Origin of the sequence: Pseudomonas sp. UBA2684, assembly GCA_002354655.1 — a bacterium.
Lineage (GTDB): Bacteria > Pseudomonadota > Gammaproteobacteria > Pseudomonadales > Pseudomonadaceae > Aquipseudomonas.
This window is the reverse complement of record DELY01000041.1, coordinates 120,506-143,839: the sequence shown is the minus strand read 5'-3', so window position 1 is coordinate 143,839 and position 23,334 is coordinate 120,506. Positions and strand designations below refer to the sequence as shown.

Sequence of the window (23,334 nt, the reverse complement as noted above, 5' to 3'; positions counted from 1 at the left end):
CGCCTACGGCTAACCCACCCTACGGGCTGCTTCATCTACGCGCTTCGCAGCCATGGGCTGCGGCTAAAGCTTCTGCGCGATCCAGATGGTGTGACGCGTGCCTTTATTGCCGTGGGCGTAGACCTGCACTTCTTCCACCTTGAAGCCGGCCTTACGCACCTTCTCGGAGAACTTGCGGTCGGCACTCGACGACCACACGGCCAACATGCCTTTCGCCCGCAAGGCCTTATTGCAGCGCGCCAGCCCATCCATGGAATACAGCCAGCTGTTGCCCTTCTGGGTCAGGCCCTCGGGACCGTTGTCGACGTCCAGCATGATCGCGTCATACGCCTGCTCGGCGGCTTTCAGCAGATTGGCGACATCGTCCTGCACCACCGTTGTGCGCGGGTCGTGCAACGGATAGGCGGCTTTGGCGCCGAGCGGCCCGCGATTCCACTCGACCACCCCCGGCACCAATTCGGCCACCACCACCTCGGCATCGGCTCCCAGGTGCTGTAACGCCGCAGCCAGAGTGAAGCCCATGCCCAACCCACCGATCAACACCCGCGCCTGCGGGCGATTGGCAATTTGCTTGCAGGGAATCGCTGCCAACGCATCCTCGGAGCCATGCATGCGCGTGTTCATCAACTGACCGCCATCGCCACCGGCGATCTTGATCACGAAGTCCTCGCCGTATTCGAACAGGCAGAGCGCGCCATCCGTTCCGGGAATCGGAGCCGTATCGAGCAAAACAAAACGCTTCATGCTGGGCGGTCACCTGCGTGGGGAAATGAGGGGCACGCAGCATGCCTGAAGTTGAGCGGCAATGGACGCAAATCCTCAGGCCGCCAGGGGCATCGCCCGCGGCGCGCCGGTACATCGCCATACGCAGCGCCAACCGCGGCCGTGCGCCGAAACGACAAGGCCGCGCATGCCCATGCGCGGCTTTGGGCGGCTCAGACCACGCCTTGAGCCAGCATAGCCTCGGCGACCTTGACGAAGCCCGCGATGTTGGCGCCCTTGACGTAGTTGATGCGGCCGTTTTCCTCGCCGTAATGCACGCAGGCGTGATGGATGTTCTGCATGATGCCATGCAGACGTTCATCCACCTCGCCAGCGCTCCAGTGCAGGCGCATGGCGTTCTGGCTCATCTCCAGACCGCTAGTGGCTACGCCGCCGGCGTTGGAGGCCTTGCCTGGGGCGTAGCAGATGCCGGCTTCGACGAACAGATCCACTGCTTCCAGGGTCGAGGGCATGTTAGCGCCCTCAGCCACGCAGATACAGCCACCCTTCAACAGCGCCCGCGCATCCTCGCCGTCCAGCTCGTTCTGTGTCGCGCAGGGCAAGGCGATGTCGCATGGCAACCGCCATGGCCGCTGACCGACGAGGAACTGCAAGCCATAATGCTCGGCCATCTCACGCAGGCGACCACGGCGCACGTTTTTCAGCTCCATCAGGTACTGCCACTGCTCGCTGCTCAGGCCGCCCTCGCTGTACAGCGTGCCTTCGGAGTCGGACAGCGAGATCACTCGACCGCCCAATTCCATGACCTTCTGCGCCGCATACTGAGCCACGTTGCCAGAGCCGGAGATGGCCACGCGCTTGCCCTCGAAGCCCTGCGAGAGACGCTTGAGCATCTCCTCGGCGAAATAGACGCAACCATAGCCGGTGGCCTCCGGGCGGATCAGGCTACCGCCATAGGTCAGCCCTTTGCCGGTAAACACCGAGGTGAACTGGTTGGACAAGCGCTTGTACTGACCGAACAGGTAACCAATCTCGCGACCGCCAACGCCGATATCACCAGCCGGCACGTCGAGGTCCGCACCAATATGGCGGTACAGCTCACTCATGAACGACTGACAAAAGCGCATGACTTCGCCTTCGCTCTTGCCTTTAGGGTCGAAATCCGCGCCGCCCTTGCCGCCGCCCATGGGCAACGACGTCAGTGAATTCTTGAACACTTGCTCAAAGGCCAGGAACTTGAGCACGCCCAGGTTCACCGAAGGGTGGAAACGCAGGCCGCCCTTGTAGGGGCCGATGGCACTGCTCATCTGAATCCGATAGCCGCGATTGACCTGAACCTGTCCGCGGTCGTCGACCCAGGGCACGCGAAACAGGATGGCGCGCTCCGGATCAACCATGCGCTCAAGGATACCGGCCTCCCAGTAACGCGGATTGGCCTCAAGAAAAGGCCAGAGACTGCGCACCACCTCTTCGACCGCCTGATGGAACTCCGGCTGGTCAGGATCGCGCTGTTTGAGGCGCGACAGGAAAGCTTCAACGGACAACGACATGCAGCACCTCGACGCTACAGCAACAGAATGCGCGGCACTTTATCAGGCAAAAAAACACAAAAATAGATCAAAATGTCGCCTATCTGAAACTTTCTAGTACACAAAAAATCGACCACCCCCTGTCGGGCAGGATTACCCGGCATAAACCGCGCTAAACGCACGCAATAAACCCTGAACGCGCTGAGAAAAAGTGCATATCAAGCCATCCACAGCGTCACGAACAAACCGCCAGCACATCGCCATGCCCCCAACGGCCGGCCAAACCCACACCCTTGGCGCTATGATGGTCGGCATCCTTGTCACAGCAAAGGCCTCGCCATGCCGCTTGCCCAACTGATCAGCGCCGCCGACCTGCATACCCGTCTCGGCAACGCCAACGTGGTCCTGCTCGACTGTCGCTTCGCCCTCGATGACCCGGCCTACGGCCAGCGCAGCTTTGCCGAAGGGCACATCGCCGGCGCGCAGTTCGCCGACCTGGAGCGCGATCTCTCCGGCCCGGTGCATAAAGGCATCAGTGGCCGTCACCCCTTACCGAACCCAGCGCAACTGCTTGCGCGCCTGCGTGCATGGGGCCTGTGCGCCAACAGCAGCGTGGTGCTGTATGACGACGGCCCCGGCGCATTTGCCGCACGCGCCTGGTGGTTGCTGGCCTGGCTGGGCAAGCGCGATGGCGTGTACCTGCTCGACGGCGGCCTGCAGGCCTGGCGTGCGGCGGGTTTCGCGCTGACGCAAGCACAGCCAAGCCGCGCACCTGGCGACTTCGCCGGGCACGCCGATGCCAGCCTGGTGCTGAGCGCCGAGCAGGTCCAGCAACGCTTGCACAACCCACAGCTAACCTTGCTCGACGCCCGCGCCCTGCCGCGCTTTCGCGGTGAGGTGGAACCGCTCGACCCAGTGGCCGGGCATATTCCCGGCGCCCGCTGCGCAGTGTTCACCGACAACCTCGACAGCACCGGCCGCTTCCTGCCGGCCGCGCAGTTGCGCCAACGCTTCGCCGCGCAACTCGACACGCGCCCGGCCAGCGAGCTGGTGGCCTACTGCGGCTCCGGCGTCACCGCCTGCCACAACCTGTTCGCCCTGTGCCTGGCGGGCTACCCGCTGGCGCCGCTGTATGCCGGGTCGTGGAGCGAATGGATCACCGATCCGAGCCGTCCGGTGGCCACTGGCGACTGATCCCAGGGTTATGGCAAATCATGGCGGGCTAAGCACCGCCTGGAATATAGGTAATAAGCGAAAGCTGAAAACAATTTAAAAACAGCCCTTTACACGCCAAAGGTCGCACTACACTTCAAATCAAGCGGCTAACCCCGCTGCCGGTGGGGCCTTTATTAAAATCATCAGAAGCTGCCATGCGCCCTGGCCCCACCGGTCACCTTTCGTGAGGGCTCTATGGGAATCGCCGCCTGCGAGTTGCGTCAGCACGTTATCCGCCCCACCTTGATCTACCTGGGGCGCCACTCCCCTTCCGCCGAAGCCCTGTTATTGGGTGCCGCGGCCTGCCAATCCGGGCTCGGCAGCGCCCTCGACGATTGCCACGGCCATGGCCTGTACCGCATCGCCGAAGCCAGTCATCAACAACTCTGGGACTCACACCTGGCGCGCGACCCCGACCTCGCCAGCCAAGTCCGCGGGCTGGCCAGTCAGCATGCCTTCCTCGCGGCGCCGCACCTGGAACTCACCGTCAACCTGCGTTACGCCACGGCCATCGCCTGGATGCTGATCGAGGCGCAAAACAGCGTATTGCCCGAAGCCGAAGACCTCCTCGGCCTGGCGCATATCTGGTGTCAGGTATTCCACCCCCAAGGTCGGCCACGCGACTTCATCGACGCCTGGAAACGCTGCATCGGCACCCTTAGCCAAGTCGCCTGACGGGCCTGCACAGGCGTTCACGACTGCGGAAAACGCCAGCATATTGCCTTCACTTATCGGACAAAACCGCTCTATTACGGGAACTTCAGCGGCTTGTCAGGGGTCAGCAGAGCCTGCTAGAAGCCTGTCGGACTTAACGCTGCTCTACTGCGAAAAAGCCCCTCTTCTGGATGGATTCGGTCATGTTTGCCGCTCTTTCTCGTTAAATAGCTCGCTATGCGCCTCGAAAGATCAACAAAACTGACTCGATCCGGACTTTCCCTCGCGACGAACGGTCAAGTCCGACAGGCTCCTAGGTTGCGCCCCCGCTTAACCAAGGAGCCCCCTGTGAGCCAACGCGTCCTCAAGACCAGCTTCGCCCTCGCCATTACCGCCGCATCCAGTTACAGCCTGGCCGGCGGCTTCGCCATCAATGAACAGAGCGTCAGCAACATGGGCACCGCCTTTGCTGGCCGCTCGTCGTCCGCCGAGGATGCCAGCACGGTATTCGGCAACCCCGCCGGCATGGCGCGCCTGAAGCGCGAACAAGTCAGCGGCGGGGTCGCCCTGCTCAACGCCAAAACCGCTATCGACGATGCCAGCGGCAGCACGCCGGGCAGCAACGACGGCGACATGGTGCCGTTCATCGGCGCGCCGATGGGCTATTACGTCAACCCGCTGGATGACCGCTGGACCTTTGGTTTCGGCATGTACGTGCCGTTCGGCCTGGTCACCGACTACGAACGCAGCTTCCAAGGCCGCGCCTATGGCGACCGCAGCGAAGTGCGGGTGATCACTCTGCAGCCGACCCTCAGCTACCGCATCAACGAGCACCTGTCGATCGGCTTCGGCCCAACCCTTAACCGCATCGACGGCGAACTCTCCTCGACACTCTCCGACCCCTTCGTCGCGGGCAACACCGGCAGGGTAACAATCAAAGGCAACGACACCGCGCTGGGCTTCAACGCCGGCGTGCTGTTCGAGTTGAGCCCGCACACCCGCTTCGGCCTGACCTACCATTCCAAGGTCGACTACCGGCTGAAGGGCGACACCGAGATCGAGGGCGGTGGCACCTTCGCCAGCGCGGCCGGCAAGTACGATGCCTCGCTCGACCTGCAAACCCCGGAGTCGCTGGACGTCTCGGTGACCCACGACCTCAACGCGCGCTGGACGGTCTACGCCGGCAGCACCTGGACGCGCTGGAGCCGCCTGGAAGAAATCACCGTCAACAGCCAGAACGTCGGCGGGCCGTTGTCGTCGGTGTTCAGCACCCTCACCGAAGACCAGCAGTGGCACGACACCTGGGCGCACGCCGTGGGTGCCGCCTACAAGTTGAACCCGCAATGGATCTTGCGCGCGGGCCTCGCGGTCGATCAGTCGCCCACCAACAATCGGCACCGCTCGCCACGCATTCCCACCGGCGACCGCACAATCCTCAGCCTGGGCACCGCCTGGAGCCCGAATGACCAGGTGACCATCGACGTGGCCTACTCCTACCTCAAGGAAGACGACAGCGAGATCGCCCTCAACGAACCGCTCAAGGGCACATACAGTTCCACCTACAAAAATTCCGCCCACGGCTTGGGTGCGCAAGTGACCTACCGCTTCTAATTCAACCAGCGGTTTGCGCTACACTCGCGCGGCGACCATAAACATAAAAAAAGCCGCGTGAGACAGCCATGACAGCACTCTGTACTGCCTTGCCCGAACATCTGCGCCTGTTGTTGGTGGATGACCATCGGATTTTCCTCGACGGCCTCAGCCTGGCACTAGCGCCGCTCTGCCCGAACCTGCATATCCAGACCGCGCAAAATGCCGCCGAGGCGGAAGCCTGCCTGCGCCAAGACGATTTCGATTTGATCCTGCTCGACCTGCGCCTGCCGGATGTCGCCGGTCTCGACCTGTTGCAGCGCTGGCAACAGCAAGGACGCCTGACACCGGTGGCGATTCTCAGCGCCAGCGACTCCAGCCTCGATGCACAAGCGGCGCTGGCGGCCGGGGCACTCGGTTTTATCCCGAAAAGCGCCGACAGCGATGCCCTGCGCCAAGCAGTAACCCGCGTACTGCTGGGTGAAACCCTGCCGGCGCCAGGCGCCAGCGACAAGCCGCAACTCACTCCCCGACAGCGGGAAATCCTACTGTTATTGGCCGACGGTTTGCCGAACAAGGCCATCAGCCGCCAACTGGGGCTGTCCGAAGACACGGTGAAAACCCACCTGAAAGCGCTGTTTCAGGAGTTCGACGTGCACACCCGCACCGCCTGCGTAAACGCCGCGCGGCAACGTGGCTGGCTGTAAAAGGCCATGCATTGCCGCGCTTTCGGTGGGCTGAACGCGGGGTGCGGGCTCAGCCTTCGCTGGCGACCTGGTGCGCCGCCGGGGTCGGCAGCATCACCGCCAGGGCTTGGCGCAAGCGTGCCGGCAGCAGAGGCTTGCCGAGCAAGGTGACATGCGCGGGGCTGCACCGCTCTTGCAACTCGGGGCTGATATCGGCGCTGATCAACAACGCCGGCAGCATGCGTCCGGCCTCCTCACGCAAGCGCTCGATGGCGCGCAGGCCATCCTCTGCCGCCGCCAGTCGGTAATCACTGATCAACAACTGCGGCGCCGCTTCGCCCAAACATTGCAAGGCCGTCGGCAAGTCGGCGCAAGCCCAAACCTGACACCCCCAGCGTTGTAGCAAACCCGACAAGGCTTCGCGCCCGGCACTGTCATCCTCCAATAGCAGGATGCGTCCGCTGAGGGCCGCACCAACAGGGGTGCGCGGCTGCCATTCGCCAGCGGCCGCAAGCGGCAAACGCAGCCCAAAGCACGCCCCCTGCCCCGGGCTGGAGTGCAGCTGCAACGGATGCTCCAGCAGCGCCGCCAGTTGCTGGACGATAGCCAGGCCCAGGCCCAGACCACGCTCGGCATTGCGCCCTGGATTGTCCAGCTGGCGAAACTCCTCGAAAACCTGCGCCTGCTCCTCCGCCGACAGCCCTTGGCCGTCGTCGGCCACCTCCAGCAGCAGCATGCCGGCATCTTCCCTGGCGGTGATGCGCACATGCCGCGCCTGGGCGTGGCGCAGCGCATTATTGAGCAGGTTACGCAGTACCCGCTCGAGCAACAGCGGGTCGCTACGCACCCACAGTTCGGCGCATTGCAGCTCCAGTTCGACACCCTGTAACTCGGCTTCGCGCCGGGTCTCGCCGCTCAAGCGTTCAAGCAGCGGGCGCAACGCGAAGGCTTGCGGTTTGGCCTGCACGCCGCCGGGTAGCGTCAGGCGGGTGTAGTCGAGCAACGATTGCAGCAAGCGGCTGAGTTGCTCCACCGAAACCGCCAGACGGCTGCTGACCCGCCGGATGCTCGGCTCCTGGCTTTGCTCGAGCAGGTGCTGAGCATACAAACCCATGGCGTTCAGCGGTTGGCGCAGGTCGTGGCTGGCGGCGGCCAGCAGACGCAGCTTGCGCGCATCGTCGGCTTCGGCGCGTTGGCGGGCCAGGTCGAGCAAACGCAGGTTGAGCCAGGCGCCACGCTGACCGTGCTCTTGCAGGTAGGCGCCGACGCTGCCAATCAGGTTGGCACAGGTCAGAAACAGGCCATGATAGGCGAGCACACCGCCGGGTTCGGTCAACAGTACACCGAGCAGCAGGTATACGGCGCAAAAGCCCCAGGCCGCCAGGCTGACAGCGCGAAAGGACACCCCAAGCAGCACATAACCGAACAACAGGATCAGGAACAACCCGTCATACGGCATCACCACGCCTTGGACCCAGCACAGGTGAATGATCACGGCGACGCAGACGCCGTTCAACGCATACGCCCCGATGTAAGCGAGCAAGGCGCGGCGCGGCGGGCTTTGCGGCCGGCGGTAATAGAGCACCACCAGCACCACGCCGAGCATCGCCAGCACCCGCAAGGACAATGCCGAGAGGCTGACGGCCAACGGGAGCAGCAGTAAATCCAGGACGGCGTAGATCAGTTGAAACACGATCGCCGTGCTGGCGATCAGCAGCAACCGGCGTTGCACGCGCTGCACGCGGTGTTCGACGAAGCGCTGCTCCAGAGCCGGAACAAAACACAAGCGCCGATGACCGCGGCGCTGTTGCGCCAGCAGCAGGCGCTCTTCCTGCTCCAGGTTCATCGCTGACAGCCTGTGTGGCCCACTACCGGGCGCGCTTTACAGCTCCGGGGTTTCGCTCGCGCTGTTCTGTTGTTTGGCGGCAATCGCGTCATAGGTATCCACTCGGTGCTGGTCTTCGGCGCTAAACAACCGCTGACGCAAACGCTGCTGTTCCTGTTGTCGATCCGCCGGGCTCAGGCCATTGCCTTGCAGACTCGCCAGCTGCTGTTGGTAAGCCGCATAACGCTGTTGCCAGCTGCGCTCGCTACGTTGCTCGGCGAGCAAGCGCTCGACCGTCGCGGGATCATAGGTCAAGGTGAGGAACTGCCGCACCTGTTCCTCGCTCGCGCCCTCACGCCACAGCTGCTCGCTCTGCGCTTGCTGCGCCAAAGCCTGGCTCTGACGCTCCTCGCTGGCACGCATGGCCTGCGGCAATTGCCCGCGCAACTGCTCTTGCGCATCGGCCTTGGCCTGCTCGCTCAAATCGTCGCGTCCCAGCAGCATCAGGCTATCGAGCGTGTACCGAGCATAGGCTTCCTCGGCGCCGAACAAGGCCTCGACCGCGCCACTGGAAAAGTGGGTCCGACGCAGCTGCGCCAGACTGTCAAAAGCCTGCTGCAACATGCTTAATTGCGCCTGCGGCTGAGCTTGTTGCTGCACACTCAGTGGTTGCTGCAGCAGCGCCAGGCTGGCGCGTTTGTAGTCCAGATAATCGCCCAGCACGCCGATCAACTGACCCAACGCCGGCTCCTGCAAACGGCTACCGGCATCGGCCAGCAACGCCTCGACCGCCACCTCTAACCCAGCCTGATCGGCGGCGCTGAGAAAATAATCGAAGTAGTCACGCACCGCCAAATCGAGCTGCAGATTACCCGCGCTGTCGGTTTTCAAATCACCGTCGACCTCGGTACCGAGCATGCTTGGCAGCAGCACCTGCGGCGTTGCCCGCGCGGTGACGGTTGGTGTCGGTTGGCTGAACGAGGGGTTTGACGGGGTAGCGGCGACAGCGGGTTTAACCACGCTGGCGGAGCTGGTTGTGGGCGCGACGGGCGTCGGCCATTGCCAGTAGAGGGTCAGTGCGGCAGCACCGAGGGCAAGCAAGCTCACTAAGACGATGGAACGTAACGGCAAGGGCATGCGACCTCCGGATAGCGGGCTGCAGGGCGCAGCCCGCGAGTACGACTGGGATCAGACGCCTTTGTTTTTCAGGCGGTTGGCATGCTGACGGTAGAGCGACACTGGCTCGGTCCAGCCGCGGATGCCGAACAGGTGGTTGATCGCATCGACGTGGTTCATGTTGTAGCTGTCGCCGAGTACTTGGCCCAGGTAGCTCGAGCAAACGCCGACCAGCCCATCGTTCTTCTCGCTGCCGAAGGCCAGGCCGGTGATGGCCAGGAACGGATCGACCGCATCGAAGACATTGGTGTAGGACGCGTTACCGGTCCAGGAGAAGTAGCGAATGGTATGCCCACGCACGTTGTGCGTTTCGCTGGACTTGGCGCAATAGCTGGAGTTGTTCACGCCCCATGGGTGGCGGCTGTTGAGCGCCGCAGTGCCGGCCGTGGTCAGGGTTTTCAGGGCGGCCAGGCCATTCTGCGAATTGTTGCTGCCGGACAGCAGGTTGATGATCGAACCGATGGCATTGGCGACGGCATTGGCGCCGCCTTCGATGGCGCCGTTGGCCGGGATTACGCCGCGCACCACGTCGGCGACTTTCGAGCCTTTATTGACACCGTTGATCGAGGTCACCGAGGCCACCAGATCGGGGCGCAAGGACGCGGCCACGCGCGAGGTCGGCGAGCCCTGACTGTGGCCGATCAGGTTGACCTTGCCGCCATTGGCGCCGGCCCATGGCACGATTTGTCGGGCCAGTTCGGCGCCGCGCTGCTCGCTGTCGTTGAACGCCGCCACGCTGGCGACATACACCTTGGCGCCATCACGCTCAAGGTTCCAGGGAATGGTGTGGAAGTAGTTGATCAACCCGCCGATGGTGTTGAAGCCGGTGACGCCGTGCACCAGCACGATCGGGTATTTGGTTTGGGTATAGTTGGCCTGGGCCTCGACGGCGCCGACCAGGGCCACAGCGGCCAGGGCAGTAGTAAAGACGCGACGCATGGGGTGCCTCCATTATTTTTCTTGTGGGCACGCCGGGAAACTGCGTCCGGCGTGCCACAAGTCTAAGGAGGCAACGCGTGCCAGCCCATCGCCCAGATGGGTGAAGGGCCTGGCTCAGGGCGCCGAGGCGATGGCCTTCTCCACCGCCGCGATCAACTCGGGGTCATCCGGCTGAGTGCGGCTGGAGAAGCTGGCGACCACCTTGCCCTGGCGATCCACCACGTACTTGGCGAAGTTCCAGCGCGGCGCCTGACTCTGCGCCGCCAGCTCCTTGAACAACGGAATCGCCTGCGCGCCGGTGACAATCTGCGTCTCGCTCATGCTGAAGGTCACACCGTAATTGACGAAGCAAACCGTGGCGGTTTCTTCGGCATCGCCGGACTCCTGCTTGAAGTCGTCCGACGGCACACCGAGCACCTGCAAGCCTTGCCCTTTATAGCGCTGGTACAAAGCTTCCAGCCCTTTGAATTGCGGGGTGAAACCGCAAAAGCTGGCGGTATTGACCACCACCAGCGGTTTACCGGCGAACTGGCTGCACAGGTCGATGCGCTCCTTGGCGCGCAGTTTCGGCAGCTCGCCTTGCAACAGGGCCGGACATTCGGCGGCCAGGCTCGCAGACGGCATGACTGCAAGCGTCAGAACGCCGAGCAGCAGAGGAACAACGAAGGTGCGCAGCGACATGGGCATTACCTCGAACAGGACAAACCGTGGAAAACGCTACTCGCCGCACCTGCCAACAGCAATCGGCGAGACGTAACCAGCTGCAACAACACTTGCCACCGGGGCATCACGGCCCAACTAGCAAACCCCCAAGCCCAACTGCAAAAACGCCAAACCGCCCTGCTGCCAGCCCCACCAGATCAACCCCAGCACGGCAGCAGCGCCCAGCGCCAGGCTCGCACCCAGCCAAGGCGTGGTTTTCATGCCAGGGCTCCGGCATCGCGCAGACGTGCCACGGGCTGCTCGCGCACCGGCCAGTTCAGCGCCGCCGCCAGCAGACTGAGGAGAATCGCGATCTGCCACACCAGGTCATAGTTGCCGCTCTGGTCGTACAGATAACCGCCCAGCCAGCCACCGAGAAAGGCGCCGAGCTGATGGAAGAGGAAGACGATGCCACCGAGCATCGACAGGTTGCGCACGCCAAACAAGGTGGCCACGGTGCCGTTGGTCAGCGGCACCGTCGACAACCACAACAGGCCCATGGTGATCCCGAAGGCATACGCGCTCCACACCGTCAGCGGCGTCAGGATAAAGGCGGCGATCACCACCGCGCGGGCCAGGTACAGGGCGCTGAGCAAACGCGGCTTGGACATCCGCCCACCAAGCCAGCCGGCGATGTAGGTGCCGAAGATATTGAACAGCCCCACCAGCGCCAGCACCGTGGTGCCGACCAACGCCGGCAGGTGCTGGTCGACCAGGTAGGCCGGCAAATGCACGCCGATGAACACCACCTGGAAGCCGCAAACGAAAAAGCCCAGCGCCAGCAGCCAGAAGCCTGAATGGCCGCAGGCCTCGCGCAACGCCTCGCCGAGGGTTTGCTCGTGGGCCAGTACCGGCAGCGGGTTGTCCTTGATCATCGCCGCCAGCGGCACGATCAGCGCTACCAGCATGCCGAGGGCGAGCAAGGCGGCGGACCAGCCGAGCCAGCTGATTAGCCCCAGGGTGCCCGGCAACATGGCGAACTGACCGAAGGAACCCGCCGCCGCCGCGATGCCCATGGCCATGCTGCGGTTCTCCACAGGTACGGCGCGACCGACCACGCCGAGAATCACCGAAAACGAGGTGCCGGACAGGCCGATGCCGATCAACAACCCGGCGCTCAGCGACAACGACCCGGCCGAGTCCGCCAAGCCCATCAGCAGCAGGCCGGCGGCATACAGAATGCCGCCGACGATCACGGTGCGCTGCGCGCCGAAACGGTCGGCCACGGCGCCCGCAAAGGGTTGCGCCAAGCCCCAGATCAAATTCTGCAAAGCGATGGCGAAGGCGAACACTTCGCGCCCCCAGCCGAACTCGGCACTCATCGGCGCCAGGAACAGGCCGAAACCGTGGCGAATACCCAGCGACAGCGCCAGGATCAAGGAAGCCCCGAGAAGGATCCAGCCACTCTTGCGCCACACAGCAGTCATAAAGCGTCCTTTCGCGGGTCGCGACCCGCTTCACCGAAAAAGTCAGTCGAGTGTTTGTAGATCATCGAGTAGCGCCATCAAGGCCACTTTTTGCTGCGCCCCGATGCGCTGAGACAGTTGCTCCTGCGCCTGCTCCCAGGCTTGCAACGCCTGAGCCAGACAACCCTGGCCGGCCGTGGTCAGGCAAACCAGACGATTACGCTGATCCTCGCCGTCGGCCAGCACGATCAAACCCTTCGCCTCGAGTACCTGCAAGTTGCGGCCCAGCGTACTGCGCTCCAGCCCCACGGCCTCGGCCAGGTCGGTGATACTCGGCCGATTCAGCCGTTGCAGGTTTTTCAGCAGCGAATATTGGGCGACATTCAACCCGACAGCTATCAGCGCATCGTCGTAGAGCTTGCTCACGCTGCGCGTCGCACGGCGTAATTTGGTACAGAGACAAGGGGTCGGCAACATGGATACGTGTATATACCCGCATCATCCCGAAAGCAACGCAAAATCCGCTCTGCGTTGCGTGTTCAAGGCGCAGGAGCAGCCGACATCCGCGCCCGTTCACGGTAGTAACCCTGCAATTGTGCGTGGTAACGCTGATACACCTCGGCCGGCAACCAGCGCTCGTGCAGCGCCATAAAGTCTTGCGGCTGCTGCGCCGCCTTGCGCACGGCCTGATCGATACGCCGCGCCATCCGCATGCCCCACTCGCTGCGCGGGCAATAGATACCCACCGGCACCAGTTGTGCACTTTCGCGCAGCGGCACGCTGACCAACGGTTCGCTGAGGCTATAGGTGCGGGCCACCTCGGTGTAGATCAGCGGGTAATCGAACACGTAGTCGAGACGCCGGTGACTGACCATCAGCAGCAGATTATCGCCGGCCACGCTGCCGCCCAGCTCCTGCAAACGCCCTTCGGCTAGCGCCCGTTGCAACGCCTGGCGAATATCCGGCGGGTAGGCCCGCGCTTTGGCCAAGGCGCCACGCAGGTAGGGGTTGGCGAACAACCAGGCCAGGCTGACCTGGCCGTCCTCGATCAGCAGTTGCTCAAGGGTTTGCCGGCGCACCAGCACATGCATCGGCGTGGACAACAGGTAGGGCACGAAATACCCCTGTCGATCACGCTCGGCGCTTTTCAGCTGGCCGCTGCTGCACGATTCGCCGCGCTCGCCCATGCGCTGCTCCAGGCGAGCCAGCGAGAGCACTTCATAGCGCGTCTGCCACTCGGGCAGCTGCGCATCGATCAATTGCATGGCTTCGAACAGCAAACCATCGACCAGTTGTGCGTCGCGCACATTGAAGGCACCGGGCAACGGCACGACAGTCCAAGTCAATTGCTGCGCCTGAAGCACAGATGCAGCCAGCATCGTCCCCAGGGTCATGAGTAGGTTTCGCAGCATGGGCTTATGAACTAATTGTGGTTGTCCCTAGACCCTAGGCGAGCAATGTCCGTTGCGCGCGCACTGGGGCTGGAAAATCGTAACAGTACAGTGCAAGCCGACCCCGCGTGGATTTACCTTCGAGTCACAGCGCCAGCGCCACCAGCACCGCGCACTCGACCAGTTCCAGCAGTGCGCCGGCGGTGTCGCCGGTACTGCCGCCCAGGCGGTTGAGCATCATTCGGCGCAGGTAGACGAACAACCCAGCGGCCACCAGCAAGGCCAGCACGCCAGGCCAGCCGAACAACAGGACTGCCGCGGCATGGCTGGCGAGCACCCAGGGCAATGGCCGGCGCGGTACATGCTCGGCCAAGGCCTGGCCCAGGCCGCCGGCACGGACATAGGGCGTGGTGAGGAACAACAGCGGCAACAGCCCGCGCGCTAGCCAGGGCGCGAGCAGCAACCACAGGCCATGCCCGGCGTCGAGCAGCGCCACCAGCGCGGCGAACTTGAGCAGCAACAACAGCACCAGCACCACCACGGCAATCGGCCCGCTGCGCGGGTCTTGCATGATCGCCAGGGTGTGTTCTCTATCGCCGAAACCGCCGACCCAGGCATCGGCGCTATCGGCCAGGCCATCCAGGTGCAGGCCACCGCTCAGCCCGACCCACAGGGCGAGCAGCAGCGCAGCCTGCAACAGCACCGGCGTAGCGTCGAGCAGGGCCTGCACGGCCACCAGCAGCAGGCCGAGCAGCAGCCCCACCAGCGGGTACCAGAGCTGCGAGCGGCCGATCTGCACGGGCGTTGGCAGGCCCGCCAGGCTGATCGGCAGGCGGGTGAGAAATTGCACGGCGATCAACAGCGGTGTCATGCCAGCTCCTGCAAATGCCCGGTGCGCTCCAGGCGCAGGCGGAAGCGCTCGGCATGGCCAACGTTGACCTGTAACAGCTCATGCCGCGGCAAGCTCCTGGCCCGCGCCAGCAGTAGGCGCATCACGCCGCCATGGGTCAGCACCAGGATGCGCTGGCCATTGTGTTGCGCCTGCAACCGGGCCAGGGCCGCCAGCACGCGCGCCTCGAACGCCAGCAGTGGCTCGCCTTCTGGCGGGGTGAAGGCATAGGGGTCGCTCCAGAATTGCCCCAGCGCCTCGGCATCGCGGTGCATCAGTTCGGCGGCGCTGCACCCTTCCCAGGCGCCGAAATGCAGCTCTTGCAGGTCCGCCTCCAGGGACAACGGCAGCCCGCGCTGCTCGGCCAGCTCCTCGGCAAATCGCGCACAACGTTGCAACGGCGAGCTGACCACTCGATCCCACGGGCCGGCATCGACAACCGCCTCGCGCAGCTGCGCCCAGCCCTTGGCCGTCAACGCATCGTCGAGGCTGCCGCGCAGGCCGCCGCCCAGTTCCGTTTCGCCGTGGCGCAGCAGTTCCAGGTGCAGGGTCATGCCGGTCGCTCCGCCACGGCGGCTTCGGCGAAGGTGGCCATGTCGTTATGCAGCCGGCAGGCCAGTTGCAGCAAAGGCACGGCGAGCGCGGCGCCACTGCCCTCGCCCAGGCGCAGGCCCAGGTCGAGCAAGGGTTCGGCCTGCATCGCCTGCAATACCCGCCGATGCCCGGGCTCGGCGCCCCGGTGGGCGAACAGCAGCCAGTCGCGGCAGGCGGGATTGAGGCGCACGGCGAGCAAGGCGGCGACGCTGCAGATAAAGCCATCGACCAGTGCCGGCAGGCCGCGCTGGGCGCAGGCCAGGTAAGCGCCAGTCAGTGCGGCGATCTCGAAACCGCCCAGGCGCACCAAGGCCTCGATCGGCTCGCCGATGGCCGGCCGATGCAGGGCCAGGGCGGCGTCGATCACCGCCGTCTTGCGCGCCAGCCCAGGCGCATCCAGACCGGTGCCGGGGCCGACCAGCTCGGCCGCCGGGCAGCCCAGCAGCCAACACGCCAGCGCCGTGGCGGTGCTGGTATTGCCGATGCCCATCTCGCCGCCGATAAACAGTTCGACGCCGGCCTGCTGCGCCCGCGCGACGCTGTCGCGGCCAGCCTCCAAGGCAATCAGCGCCTGCGCGCAGGTCATCGCCGGGCCGTGAAGGAAGTTCTGCGTACCGGCACCGATGTGCAAATGCCGCACGCCGGGTAGCGCTTCCAGCGGTACGGCGGTGCCAAGGTCGACGACGTCCAGGGTCGCCCCCAACTGCTTGGCCAGCACACTGATAGCCGCCCCGCCGCCGACGAAATTGCGCAGCATCTGCCCGGTAACCGCCTGCGGGTAGGCCGACACACCCTCGGCGACCACGCCATGGTCGGCGGCGAAGATACCAATCCACAGCCGCTCGACACTCGGCCGCTGGCGACCTTGCAGCGCCGCCAGCTGAATCGCCAGCTGCTCCAGTTGGCCGAGCGCGCCGGCCGGTTTGGTCAGCTCTAGCTGGCGGGCCTGGGCCTTGCCGCGTGCCACGTGATCCAGCGGCTGGCAGGGGTTCTGCCACCAGTGCAGACTCATAACGCGTCTCCCTTCAACAACATCGGCAAGCCCGCCACGGTAAACACCACCCGCTCACAGCGCCCGGCCAGCGCCTGGTGCAGCCAGCCCGCCTCGTCGACATAACGGCGGGTCAGCTCGCCCAGCGGCACCACGCCCAGGCCGGTTTCGTTGCTGACCAGGATGAGCCGCCCCGGCAGTTCGACCAGGGCATCGAGCAGAGCCTCGCGCTCGGTCTGCAAGCGCGCCGGATCGTCCAACAGCAGCAGGTTGGTCAGCCACAGGGTCAGGCAATCGACCAGCAGGCAGCGCTCCGCTGCCGCCTGTTCGCGCAGCACGCGCGCCAGTTCGAGCGGCTCTTCAATCAGCCCCCAGTGCGCCGGACGGCGTTCGCGGTGATGTTGGATGCGCGTATTCATTTCGCCATCCAGCGCCTGGCTGGTGGCGATATAAGTCACCGCCAGGCCGGATTCGCTGGCCAAACGCTCGGCCAGGCGGCTTTTGCCAGAGCGGGCACCGCCGAGAATCAGTTCACGCATGGTTCACCTTGTCTCCCCGTAGGGTGGATGTCGTTTTCTACATCCACCATCGCGCCGCAAATGGTGGATCGATAAAGCGTGATCCACCCTACAGGCCACATAGCGTTCGCAGTTTTTCAGTATCCAGATGCGCCTCGACCAGATCGGCCAAGCGCTCGATATCACGCTCACGCAAGGCGTGGTAATCCACCTGCTGCACCTCGCATAGGCCGGCCCAGCGCAGCAACGCGCTGCACGCCTGCGGGGTTTCAAACAGGCCGTGCAGATAGGTACCGAGCACCTGACCATCGGCGCTCAGGCCGCCATCGGCGCGGCCATCGTCCAGCCGCACGGCCGCGTTCAGGCCTGCACCTGTACTGACCCCGGCATGAATCTCGTAACCACTGACCGCGGCATGTTCCAGGCACAGCTGGCCGCGCACATTGCGCAGCTGCTTTTGCGGCTCCAGCACAGTAGTGAAATCCAGCAGTCCGAAACCCTCGCTGCAACCCGCCGCCCCTTCCAGGCCATGCGGGTCGTCGATCTGCGTGCCGAGCATCTGCAAGCCGCCGCAGATACCCAGCAGCTTGCCGCCATAGCGCAGGTGTTTGGCGATGGCCGCCGCCCAGCCCTGCTGACGCAGGAAGGCCAGGTCGGCGCGCACGCTTTTCGAGCCGGGCAGGATGATCAGGTCGGCCGGCGGGATCGTCTGGCCGGGGCCGACAAAGCTCAGCTCGACCTGCGGGTGCAGGCGCAGCGGGTCGAAATCGGTGTGATTGCTGATGCGCGGCAGCACCGGCACCACCACCTTGAGCGTCTCGGCCGCCTTGGCGGTCTGGCGGGTGTCGATGGCGTCCTCGGCCTCCAGGTGGAAATCCATCAGGTACGGCAGCACGCCGAGCACCGGCTTGCCGGTGCGCTGCTGCAGCCAGTCCAGGCCCGGTTGCAACAGGGCGATGTCGCCGCGAAAACGGTTGATCACAAAACCCTGCACCCGCGCCTGCTCGCTCTCGGAAAGCAACGCCAGGGTGCCGACCAGATGGGCAAACACGCCGCCCTTGTCGATATCGGCAATCAGGATCACCGGGCAATCCACCGCCTCGGCAAAGCCCATATTGGCAATGTCACCGGCGCGCAGATTGATCTCCGCCGGCGAACCCGCGCCCTCGACCATCACCACCGGGTAGGCCGCGCTCAAGCGCTGGTGCGATTGCAGCACCGCCTGCATCGCCACCTTCTTGTAATCGTGATAGGCCACGGCATCCATGCTGCTGAGGGCACGGCCATGGATGATCACCTGGGCGCCGATGTCGCTGTTGGGCTTGAGCAGCACCGGGTTCATGTCGCTGTGCGGCGCCAGCCCGGCCGCCTGGGCCTGTACCGCCTGGGCCCGGCCGATCTCGCCGCCGTCGGCGGTGACCGCGCTATTGAGCGCCATGTTCTGCGGTTTGAACGGCACCACACTGACGCCCTGGCGTTTGAGCCAGCGGCACAGCGCGGTCACCAGGGTGCTTTTGCCGGCATCGGAGGTGGTGCCTTGCACCATCAGGGTGACGCTCATACAGACTCCAGGGCGAAGACCCGCAGCGCCTGCTCCAGGCGCTGCCAGCTGGTTTCATCCGCCGGCAGGCCGAAACGCAGGCTGCTCGGGCTGAGAAACAAACGGGTAAGAATGCCGTTAGCGGCGAGAAATTCATGCAAGGCGCCGGCGCGCTCGCTGGCGACCCAGTGAAACAGCGCGCAGCCGCCGGTCGGCGGCCAGCCGTGGGCGCCAAGCAGCGCCGCCAGACGTTCGCCATCGGTGCTCAAGCGCTGGCGCTGGGCCTGCTGCCCGGCGTTGTCCTGCAACAACACGCTGGCCACCGCCCGCGCCGGACCGCTGACGGTCCAGGGGCCCAGCAGCTCGGCCAGTGGCTCGAGCAGCGTAGGCTCGGCCAGCACGAACCCCAGACGAATGCCGGCCAGGCCGAAGAACTTGCCGAACGAGCGCAGCACGATCAATCCAGGCAAGTGGCTGAACGTCGCCAGGCTGTGCTCGGGGGTGCAATCGATAAAGGCTTCATCCACCACCAGCCAGCCGCCGCGTTCGGCCAGGCGCGCATGCCAGGCCAGCAGTTGCGCGCTGTCGATACGCCGGCCGGTGGGGTTGTTGGGGTTGATCAGCAGCAGCACGTCGAGCCGTTCCAGGGCGCGGTTGACCGCGGCTTCGCTGATTTCCAGCAGGCGATGGCCTTCGCGCTGCCAGGCCGCCGCGTGCTCGGCGTAGGCCGGCGAGACGATGCCCACCGTGGCGTTGCGGCGCAGCCGTGGCAACGCCTGGATCGCCGCCTGCGAACCGGCCACCGGCAACAGACTGGCAACGCCGTAGTAATCGCGGGCAGCGGCCTCCAGGCCGTCGTCGAGCTCCGGCAGACGGGTCCAGGCCTGTGTGGCAAGCGTCGGCAGCGGCCAGCCGTAAGGGGCGATGCCGGTGGACAGGTCGAGCCACTCGTCGAGGGGAATAGCAAAGCGTTGCGAAGCCGCACGCAAGCGGCCGCCATGTTCAAGCACGTAGCACCTCCATGGCGATCAGTAGCGCCAGCCACAGCAGCACGCCGCCGTTGACCAGGTTCAGTGCCCGCTCGATGTCCCGCGCCTTGGGCGACGGCCCTTCACCCAGTTGCGGGCGCTCATGCACCTCGCCGTGGTACTGCGCCGCGCCGCCGAGGCTGACACCCAGGGCACCAGCGCCCGCCGCCATCACCGGGCCGGCGTTGGGGCTGTCCCACTGCGGCGCCTGGCGTTGCCAGCAGGTCAAGGCCAGCCAGGTCCGCCCGAGCACCGCGTAGGTCAGCGCCACCAAGCGCGCCGGGACGTAGTTGAGCACATCGTCGATCTTCGCCGCCGCCCAGCCAAAGCGCTCGAAGCGTGCGCTGCGATAGCCCCACATGGCGTCCAGGGTATTGCTCAGGCGGTACAGCACCACGCCCGGCGCACCGGCGACGAGAAACCAGAACAACGCGGCGAACACCGCATCCGAGCCATTTTCCAGCACCGATTCGGTGCCGGCACGGGCCACGCCGGTGGCATCCAGCGCGGCGGTGTGGCGGCTGACCATGTAGCCGACCCGCTGCCGGGCCAGGGCCAGGTCGCCAAGGCGCAGCGCCTGCGCCACTGGCTGGGCATGCTCGCCCAGGCTTTTCAGGCCCAGGGCCAGGTACAGGGCGAGAATCTCCACCGCCCAGCCAAAGGCCGGCACCTGTGCCAGCAGCCCGGCCAGCAGGGTCAGCGGCAACACCGCCAGGCACCAGGCGCTAACCCCATGGCTGCGCCAGCCGCCACCGGCCGGGTTGAAACGCTGCTCGATGCGCTCGGCCAGACGGCCGAACGCCACCAGCGGATGCCAGCCCTTCGGCTCACCCAAGGCGGCATCCAGGGCCACGCCGGCCACGGCGCTGAACACCAGGCTCACGGCTGCGCCTCGACGCAGCGGCGAATCAGCGCGTGCAACTGGCGCACGCCATCGGTCAAGGCCGCCGGCCCGGCCTGGAGGATGTCCGGCGATTTGATCTCATACAGGTGGCCGTTGCGCACCGCCGGGATGCTGTGCCAACCCGGCCGCGCGGCGACCTGCTCGGGACGAAAACGCTTGCCGCACCAGGAACCGATGATCAGCTCGGGGGCGCGGCGCAGCACTTCCTGCGGGTCTTCGATAATGCGCTGCTTGGCCCGCTTGAAGCCGCCCAGCTCGGCGAAGCAGTCCTCGCCGCCGGCCAACTCGATCAGCTCGCTGACCCAGCCGATGCCGCTGATCAACGGCTCGTTCCACTCTTCAAAATACACCCTGGGCCGACGCGGCAGGCACGCGGCGCTGGCGCGGATGCGCTCCAGGCCGGCCTGCAACTCGACGATCAACTGCTCGGCGCGCCCATTGGCGTGCACCAGCGCGCCGAGGGTTTCGATCATCCGGTAGGTGCCGGCGATGTCGCGCTGGTTGAACAGGTGCACCTCCAATCCTTCGCGGGCCAGATCGGCGGCGATATCCGCCTGCAGGTCGCAATAGCCCAGCACCAGATCGGGCTTGAGCGCGAGAATCTTGTCGAGCCGCGCACTGGTGAAGCCGCTGACCTTGGGTTTTTCCTTGCGCGCCTGGGGTGGGCGCACGGTAAAGCCGGAAATCCCCGCAATGCGCGTCTGTTCTCCGAGCAAATAGAGGGTTTCGCAGGTCTCGGTGGACAGGCAGACGATCCGTTGCGGGCCTTTCATTGATGACACGTTCCTTGGCGAGTGAGCTGGGCGGTTAGTTTATCGATGGCTCTGTAGCATTACGGGTTGCATAAGCAGTCAGGCTGTTGTGGTAGCGGTCTCGACCGCGAGCTGTTCAGGCAACGCGCTCAAGGCAGGGCAAAGCGCGCGCGGCCAAGGCCCCTCTTAGCTGGCCGCTGCACGGCTCCTGGGGACGGAGTTATTCGCGCAAGACGCGCCCCGCGACGAGTCCGCCGCAAGACTCGGTGGACAAGGCTTCGCCATGTCCACCCTACGGGCTAGGGTCTGTTGCCCATCTAGAAAGCTCCCCAGCGATCCTGAAACAGCAGCTCGCTCAATGGCCGCACCTCGGCCCAGCCTTGTTGCACCAGCATCGGCGCCTCGTAGAAAGCCGCCACCGGCCCCAGGCACAACACCGCCAGGGGCTTGCTGCCGGGCGGCATGCCCAGCAGCTCGGCCAGCGCCTGCGGCTCGAACAACGACACCCAGCCCATGCCCAAACCCTCGGCGCGCGCGGCCAGCCAGAGATTCTGAATGGCGCAGGCCAGAGATGCCATATCCATTTCCGGCAAGGTGCGGCGGCCGAAGACATGCGCCTCGCGCCCATCCATCAGCGCCACCACCAACAGCTCGGCGCACTCGCGGATGCCCTCGACCTTGAGGCGCATAAATGCGTCGCTGCGCTCGCCCAGTGCGTCGGCGGTGCGCACCCGCTCCGCCTCCACCAGGTCGTGGATCGCCTCGCGCAGCGGCGCACGGCTGATGCGGATAAAGCGCCAGGGCTGCATCAAGCCGACGCTCGGCGCCTGGTGCGCGGCTTCGAGCAGGCGCGCCAATAACTGCGGCGCCACCTCACCGCCGACAAAGTGGCGCATATCGCGGCGCTCGGCGATGGCCCGGTACACCGCGGCGCGCTCCTCGGGGCTAAACGCATGCGCGTTGTCGGCACGCCTCATCGACGCTCATCCGGCATGAACAGCGCAGCCGCCGCCAGCGGATCGGACGGCAGATAAAAGTGGATGTACGAGGCCGTCAGCCGCCCCAGGCGATACACCGCTTCGGCGGTGCGCTGGTAGTTGGGGCACTCGCCACGGGCCAGCGGCGTCAGCGCGGTGGTCAACGCCGAATGGTGGAAGGTGTGGCCACGCAAGCGCCCTTCCGGCAGCTCGGCGTCCTGCAACGCCAGGGCGGTGAGACGCGGTTGCAGGGTGGCTTCCCCGGCCAGCAAACCCAGCATGCGGCCACTGGCGCCCTGCTTGTCGGTCAGCTTGTCGAGCAGGTAGAGCATGCCGCCGCACTCGGCATGGATCGGCTTGCCCGCCGCGTGGTGCGCACGGATCGCGGCGGCCATGGCCTGGTTGGCTGCCAGTTGCGCCAGGTGCAATTCCGGGTAGCCACCGGGCAGGTACAGGCTGTCCACCTGCGGCAATAGCGAATCGTGCAGCGGCGAGAAGAAGCACAGCTGCGCACCCAGCGCATGCAGCAGGTCGAGGTTGGCCTGGTAGATGAAGGCAAAGGCGCTGTCGCGGGCCACGCCGATGCGTACACCGTCGAGCAGCGGCGCGATAACCCGCGGCGTGGCAGCGGCGAATCTCACTGGCGGCGGCAAGGCCACGTCGGCGCTGGCGGCGAGGGCATCGGCGGCGGCATCCAGGCGGGCGTCCAGATCGGCCAGCTCCTCAGCCTGGACCAAACCCAGATGACGGCTGGGCAACTCCACCGCGGCGCTGCGCGGCAAGGCGCCGTACCAGCGAATCGACGGCGGCAAGGCATCGCGCAAAATCTCGCCGTGGCGCAGGCTGCCGGTGCGGTTGCCGAGCACGCCGGAGAACGGCAGATCCGCCTGGAAGGTCGCCAGGCCGTGGGCCAGCGCGCCGAAGGTCTGGGCCATGGCCGAGCCGTCGATCACCGCCAGTACCGGCACGCCGAAATGCCGCGCCAGGTCGGCCGCCGACGGCGAACCGTCGAACAGCCCCATCACGCCCTCGATCAGAATCAGCTCGGCCTCGCCCGCCGCCTCCCACAGCAAACGGCGACTGTCCTCCTCGCCGACCATCCACAAATCCAGCTGGTACACCGGCGCGCCGCTGGCGCGGGCGAGAATCATCGGATCGAGAAAGTCCGGCCCGCACTTGAATACCCGCACGCGCTTGCCCTGGCGGCTGTGCAGGCGGGCCAGGGCCGCAGTGACGGTGGTTTTGCCCTGGCCGGAGGCCGGTGCGGCGATCAACAGCGCCGGGCAGTGACGGGAGGTGTTCATG

At 65.3% G+C, this 23,334-nt stretch carries 24 protein-coding genes; 4 read left to right on the top strand and 20 right to left on the bottom strand.

Translation table 11 applies throughout. The features are described 5' to 3' along the window. Window positions 1-63: 63 nt before the first annotated feature. Together B3M58_RS14350 and gdhA are read right to left on the bottom strand one after the other, a co-directional pair. On the bottom strand, window positions 64-744 hold the full coding sequence (locus B3M58_RS14350) for a spermidine synthase (RefSeq protein ID WP_296220085.1): 681 nt from the start codon (window positions 742-744) through the stop codon (window positions 64-66). A gap of 191 nt (window positions 745-935) precedes the next feature. Continuing rightward, the gene (gene gdhA, locus B3M58_RS14345) at window positions 936-2,273 is read right to left on the bottom strand and encodes an NADP-specific glutamate dehydrogenase (protein WP_296220083.1); all 1,338 of its coding nucleotides are present in this window, start codon (window positions 2,271-2,273) and stop codon (window positions 936-938) included. Between the two features lie 318 nt (window positions 2,274-2,591). On the opposite strand from gdhA, the gene B3M58_RS14340 reads away from it, so the two are divergent. The 4 genes from B3M58_RS14340 (at window position 2,592) to B3M58_RS14325 (ending at window position 6,418) form a co-directional block, all read left to right on the top strand. After that, window positions 2,592-3,446 carry a sulfurtransferase gene (locus B3M58_RS14340; protein WP_296220082.1) on the top strand — a complete coding sequence of 285 codons (855 nt, stop codon included), beginning with the start codon at window positions 2,592-2,594 and terminating at the stop codon, window positions 3,444-3,446. A 216-nt stretch (window positions 3,447-3,662) separates the two neighbouring features. Continuing rightward, window positions 3,663-4,142: a hypothetical protein gene (locus B3M58_RS14335; protein WP_296220080.1), complete on the top strand. Its 480-nt coding sequence runs from the start codon at window positions 3,663-3,665 to the stop codon at window positions 4,140-4,142. 327 nt (window positions 4,143-4,469) lie between these two features. Beyond that, complete coding sequence (locus B3M58_RS14330; RefSeq protein ID WP_296220079.1) at window positions 4,470-5,732, top strand: OmpP1/FadL family transporter; 1,263 nt, start codon at window positions 4,470-4,472, stop codon at window positions 5,730-5,732. Window positions 5,733-5,800: 68 nt separating this feature from the next. Beyond that, window positions 5,801-6,418 carry a response regulator transcription factor gene (locus tag B3M58_RS14325; RefSeq protein WP_296220078.1) on the top strand — a complete coding sequence of 206 codons (618 nt, stop codon included), beginning with the start codon at window positions 5,801-5,803 and terminating at the stop codon, window positions 6,416-6,418. Between the two features lie 49 nt (window positions 6,419-6,467). Here the strand turns inward: B3M58_RS14325 and B3M58_RS14320 are convergent, their stop codons facing one another. From B3M58_RS14320 to B3M58_RS14235, 18 genes are all read right to left on the bottom strand, one after another. After that, window positions 6,468-8,243, bottom strand: a complete 1,776-nt coding sequence (locus tag B3M58_RS14320) for a hybrid sensor histidine kinase/response regulator (protein WP_296220076.1) — start codon at window positions 8,241-8,243, stop codon at window positions 6,468-6,470. 36 nt (window positions 8,244-8,279) lie between these two features. Beyond that, entirely contained in the window at window positions 8,280-9,359 is a 1,080-nt protein-coding gene (locus tag B3M58_RS14315; protein ID WP_296220075.1) for a lipase secretion chaperone, read from the bottom strand. 51 nt (window positions 9,360-9,410) lie between these two features. Continuing rightward, window positions 9,411-10,337, bottom strand: coding sequence for an esterase/lipase family protein (locus tag B3M58_RS14310; RefSeq protein ID WP_296220073.1), 927 nt, complete (start codon window positions 10,335-10,337; stop codon window positions 9,411-9,413). 114 nt (window positions 10,338-10,451) lie between these two features. After that, a complete protein-coding gene (locus tag B3M58_RS14305; protein ID WP_296220071.1) occupies window positions 10,452-11,018 on the bottom strand; it encodes a glutathione peroxidase in 567 nt (188 codons plus the stop codon). A 117-nt stretch (window positions 11,019-11,135) separates the two neighbouring features. After that, window positions 11,136-11,261, bottom strand: a complete 126-nt coding sequence (locus B3M58_RS14300) for a hypothetical protein (protein ID WP_296220069.1) — start codon at window positions 11,259-11,261, stop codon at window positions 11,136-11,138. Beyond that, window positions 11,258-12,466, bottom strand: coding sequence for an MFS transporter (locus tag B3M58_RS14295; protein WP_414704092.1), 1,209 nt, complete (start codon window positions 12,464-12,466; stop codon window positions 11,258-11,260). The genes B3M58_RS14300 and B3M58_RS14295 overlap by 4 nt, the downstream gene beginning before the upstream one ends. Before the next feature lie 42 nt (window positions 12,467-12,508). Continuing rightward, window positions 12,509-12,922 (bottom strand): MarR family winged helix-turn-helix transcriptional regulator, encoded by a 414-nt coding sequence (locus B3M58_RS14290; RefSeq protein WP_296220067.1) that lies wholly within the window; start codon window positions 12,920-12,922, stop codon window positions 12,509-12,511. 62 nt (window positions 12,923-12,984) lie between these two features. Next, window positions 12,985-13,791 (bottom strand): hypothetical protein, encoded by an 807-nt coding sequence (locus B3M58_RS14285; RefSeq protein ID WP_296220066.1) that lies wholly within the window; start codon window positions 13,789-13,791, stop codon window positions 12,985-12,987. Between the two features lie 190 nt (window positions 13,792-13,981). Beyond that, the gene (locus B3M58_RS14280) at window positions 13,982-14,707 is read right to left on the bottom strand and encodes an adenosylcobinamide-GDP ribazoletransferase (protein WP_296220064.1); all 726 of its coding nucleotides are present in this window, start codon (window positions 14,705-14,707) and stop codon (window positions 13,982-13,984) included. Beyond that, a complete protein-coding gene (cobC, locus tag B3M58_RS14275; RefSeq protein WP_296220062.1) occupies window positions 14,704-15,279 on the bottom strand; it encodes an alpha-ribazole phosphatase family protein in 576 nt (191 codons plus the stop codon). The genes B3M58_RS14280 and cobC overlap by 4 nt, the downstream gene beginning before the upstream one ends. Next, window positions 15,276-16,331 carry a nicotinate-nucleotide--dimethylbenzimidazole phosphoribosyltransferase gene (gene cobT, locus B3M58_RS14270; protein WP_296220061.1) on the bottom strand — a complete coding sequence of 352 codons (1,056 nt, stop codon included), beginning with the start codon at window positions 16,329-16,331 and terminating at the stop codon, window positions 15,276-15,278. The genes cobC and cobT overlap by 4 nt, the downstream gene beginning before the upstream one ends. Then, window positions 16,328-16,849 (bottom strand): bifunctional adenosylcobinamide kinase/adenosylcobinamide-phosphate guanylyltransferase, encoded by a 522-nt coding sequence (cobU, locus tag B3M58_RS14265; protein WP_296220059.1) that lies wholly within the window; start codon window positions 16,847-16,849, stop codon window positions 16,328-16,330. Before cobU ends, cobT begins: the two co-directional genes overlap by 4 nt. Window positions 16,850-16,937: 88 nt before the next feature. Further along, window positions 16,938-18,389, bottom strand: coding sequence for a cobyric acid synthase (locus tag B3M58_RS14260; RefSeq protein WP_296220058.1), 1,452 nt, complete (start codon window positions 18,387-18,389; stop codon window positions 16,938-16,940). Then, window positions 18,386-19,378: a threonine-phosphate decarboxylase CobD gene (gene cobD / locus B3M58_RS14255; protein ID WP_296220057.1), complete on the bottom strand. Its 993-nt coding sequence runs from the start codon at window positions 19,376-19,378 to the stop codon at window positions 18,386-18,388. Before cobD ends, B3M58_RS14260 begins: the two co-directional genes overlap by 4 nt. Further along, window positions 19,371-20,273, bottom strand: a complete 903-nt coding sequence (gene cbiB / locus B3M58_RS14250) for an adenosylcobinamide-phosphate synthase CbiB (protein ID WP_296220125.1) — start codon at window positions 20,271-20,273, stop codon at window positions 19,371-19,373. The genes cobD and cbiB overlap by 8 nt, the downstream gene beginning before the upstream one ends. A 2-nt stretch (window positions 20,274-20,275) precedes the next feature. Next, the gene (locus B3M58_RS14245; protein WP_296220055.1) at window positions 20,276-21,073 is read right to left on the bottom strand and encodes a cobalamin-binding protein; all 798 of its coding nucleotides are present in this window, start codon (window positions 21,071-21,073) and stop codon (window positions 20,276-20,278) included. Window positions 21,074-21,369: 296 nt separating this feature from the next. Next, window positions 21,370-22,029: a 5,6-dimethylbenzimidazole synthase gene (bluB, locus tag B3M58_RS14240; protein ID WP_296220053.1), complete on the bottom strand. Its 660-nt coding sequence runs from the start codon at window positions 22,027-22,029 to the stop codon at window positions 21,370-21,372. Further along, entirely contained in the window at window positions 22,026-23,333 is a 1,308-nt protein-coding gene (locus B3M58_RS14235; RefSeq protein WP_296220051.1) for a cobyrinate a,c-diamide synthase, read from the bottom strand. The genes bluB and B3M58_RS14235 overlap by 4 nt, the downstream gene beginning before the upstream one ends. Window position 23,334: the final 1 nt, after the last annotated feature.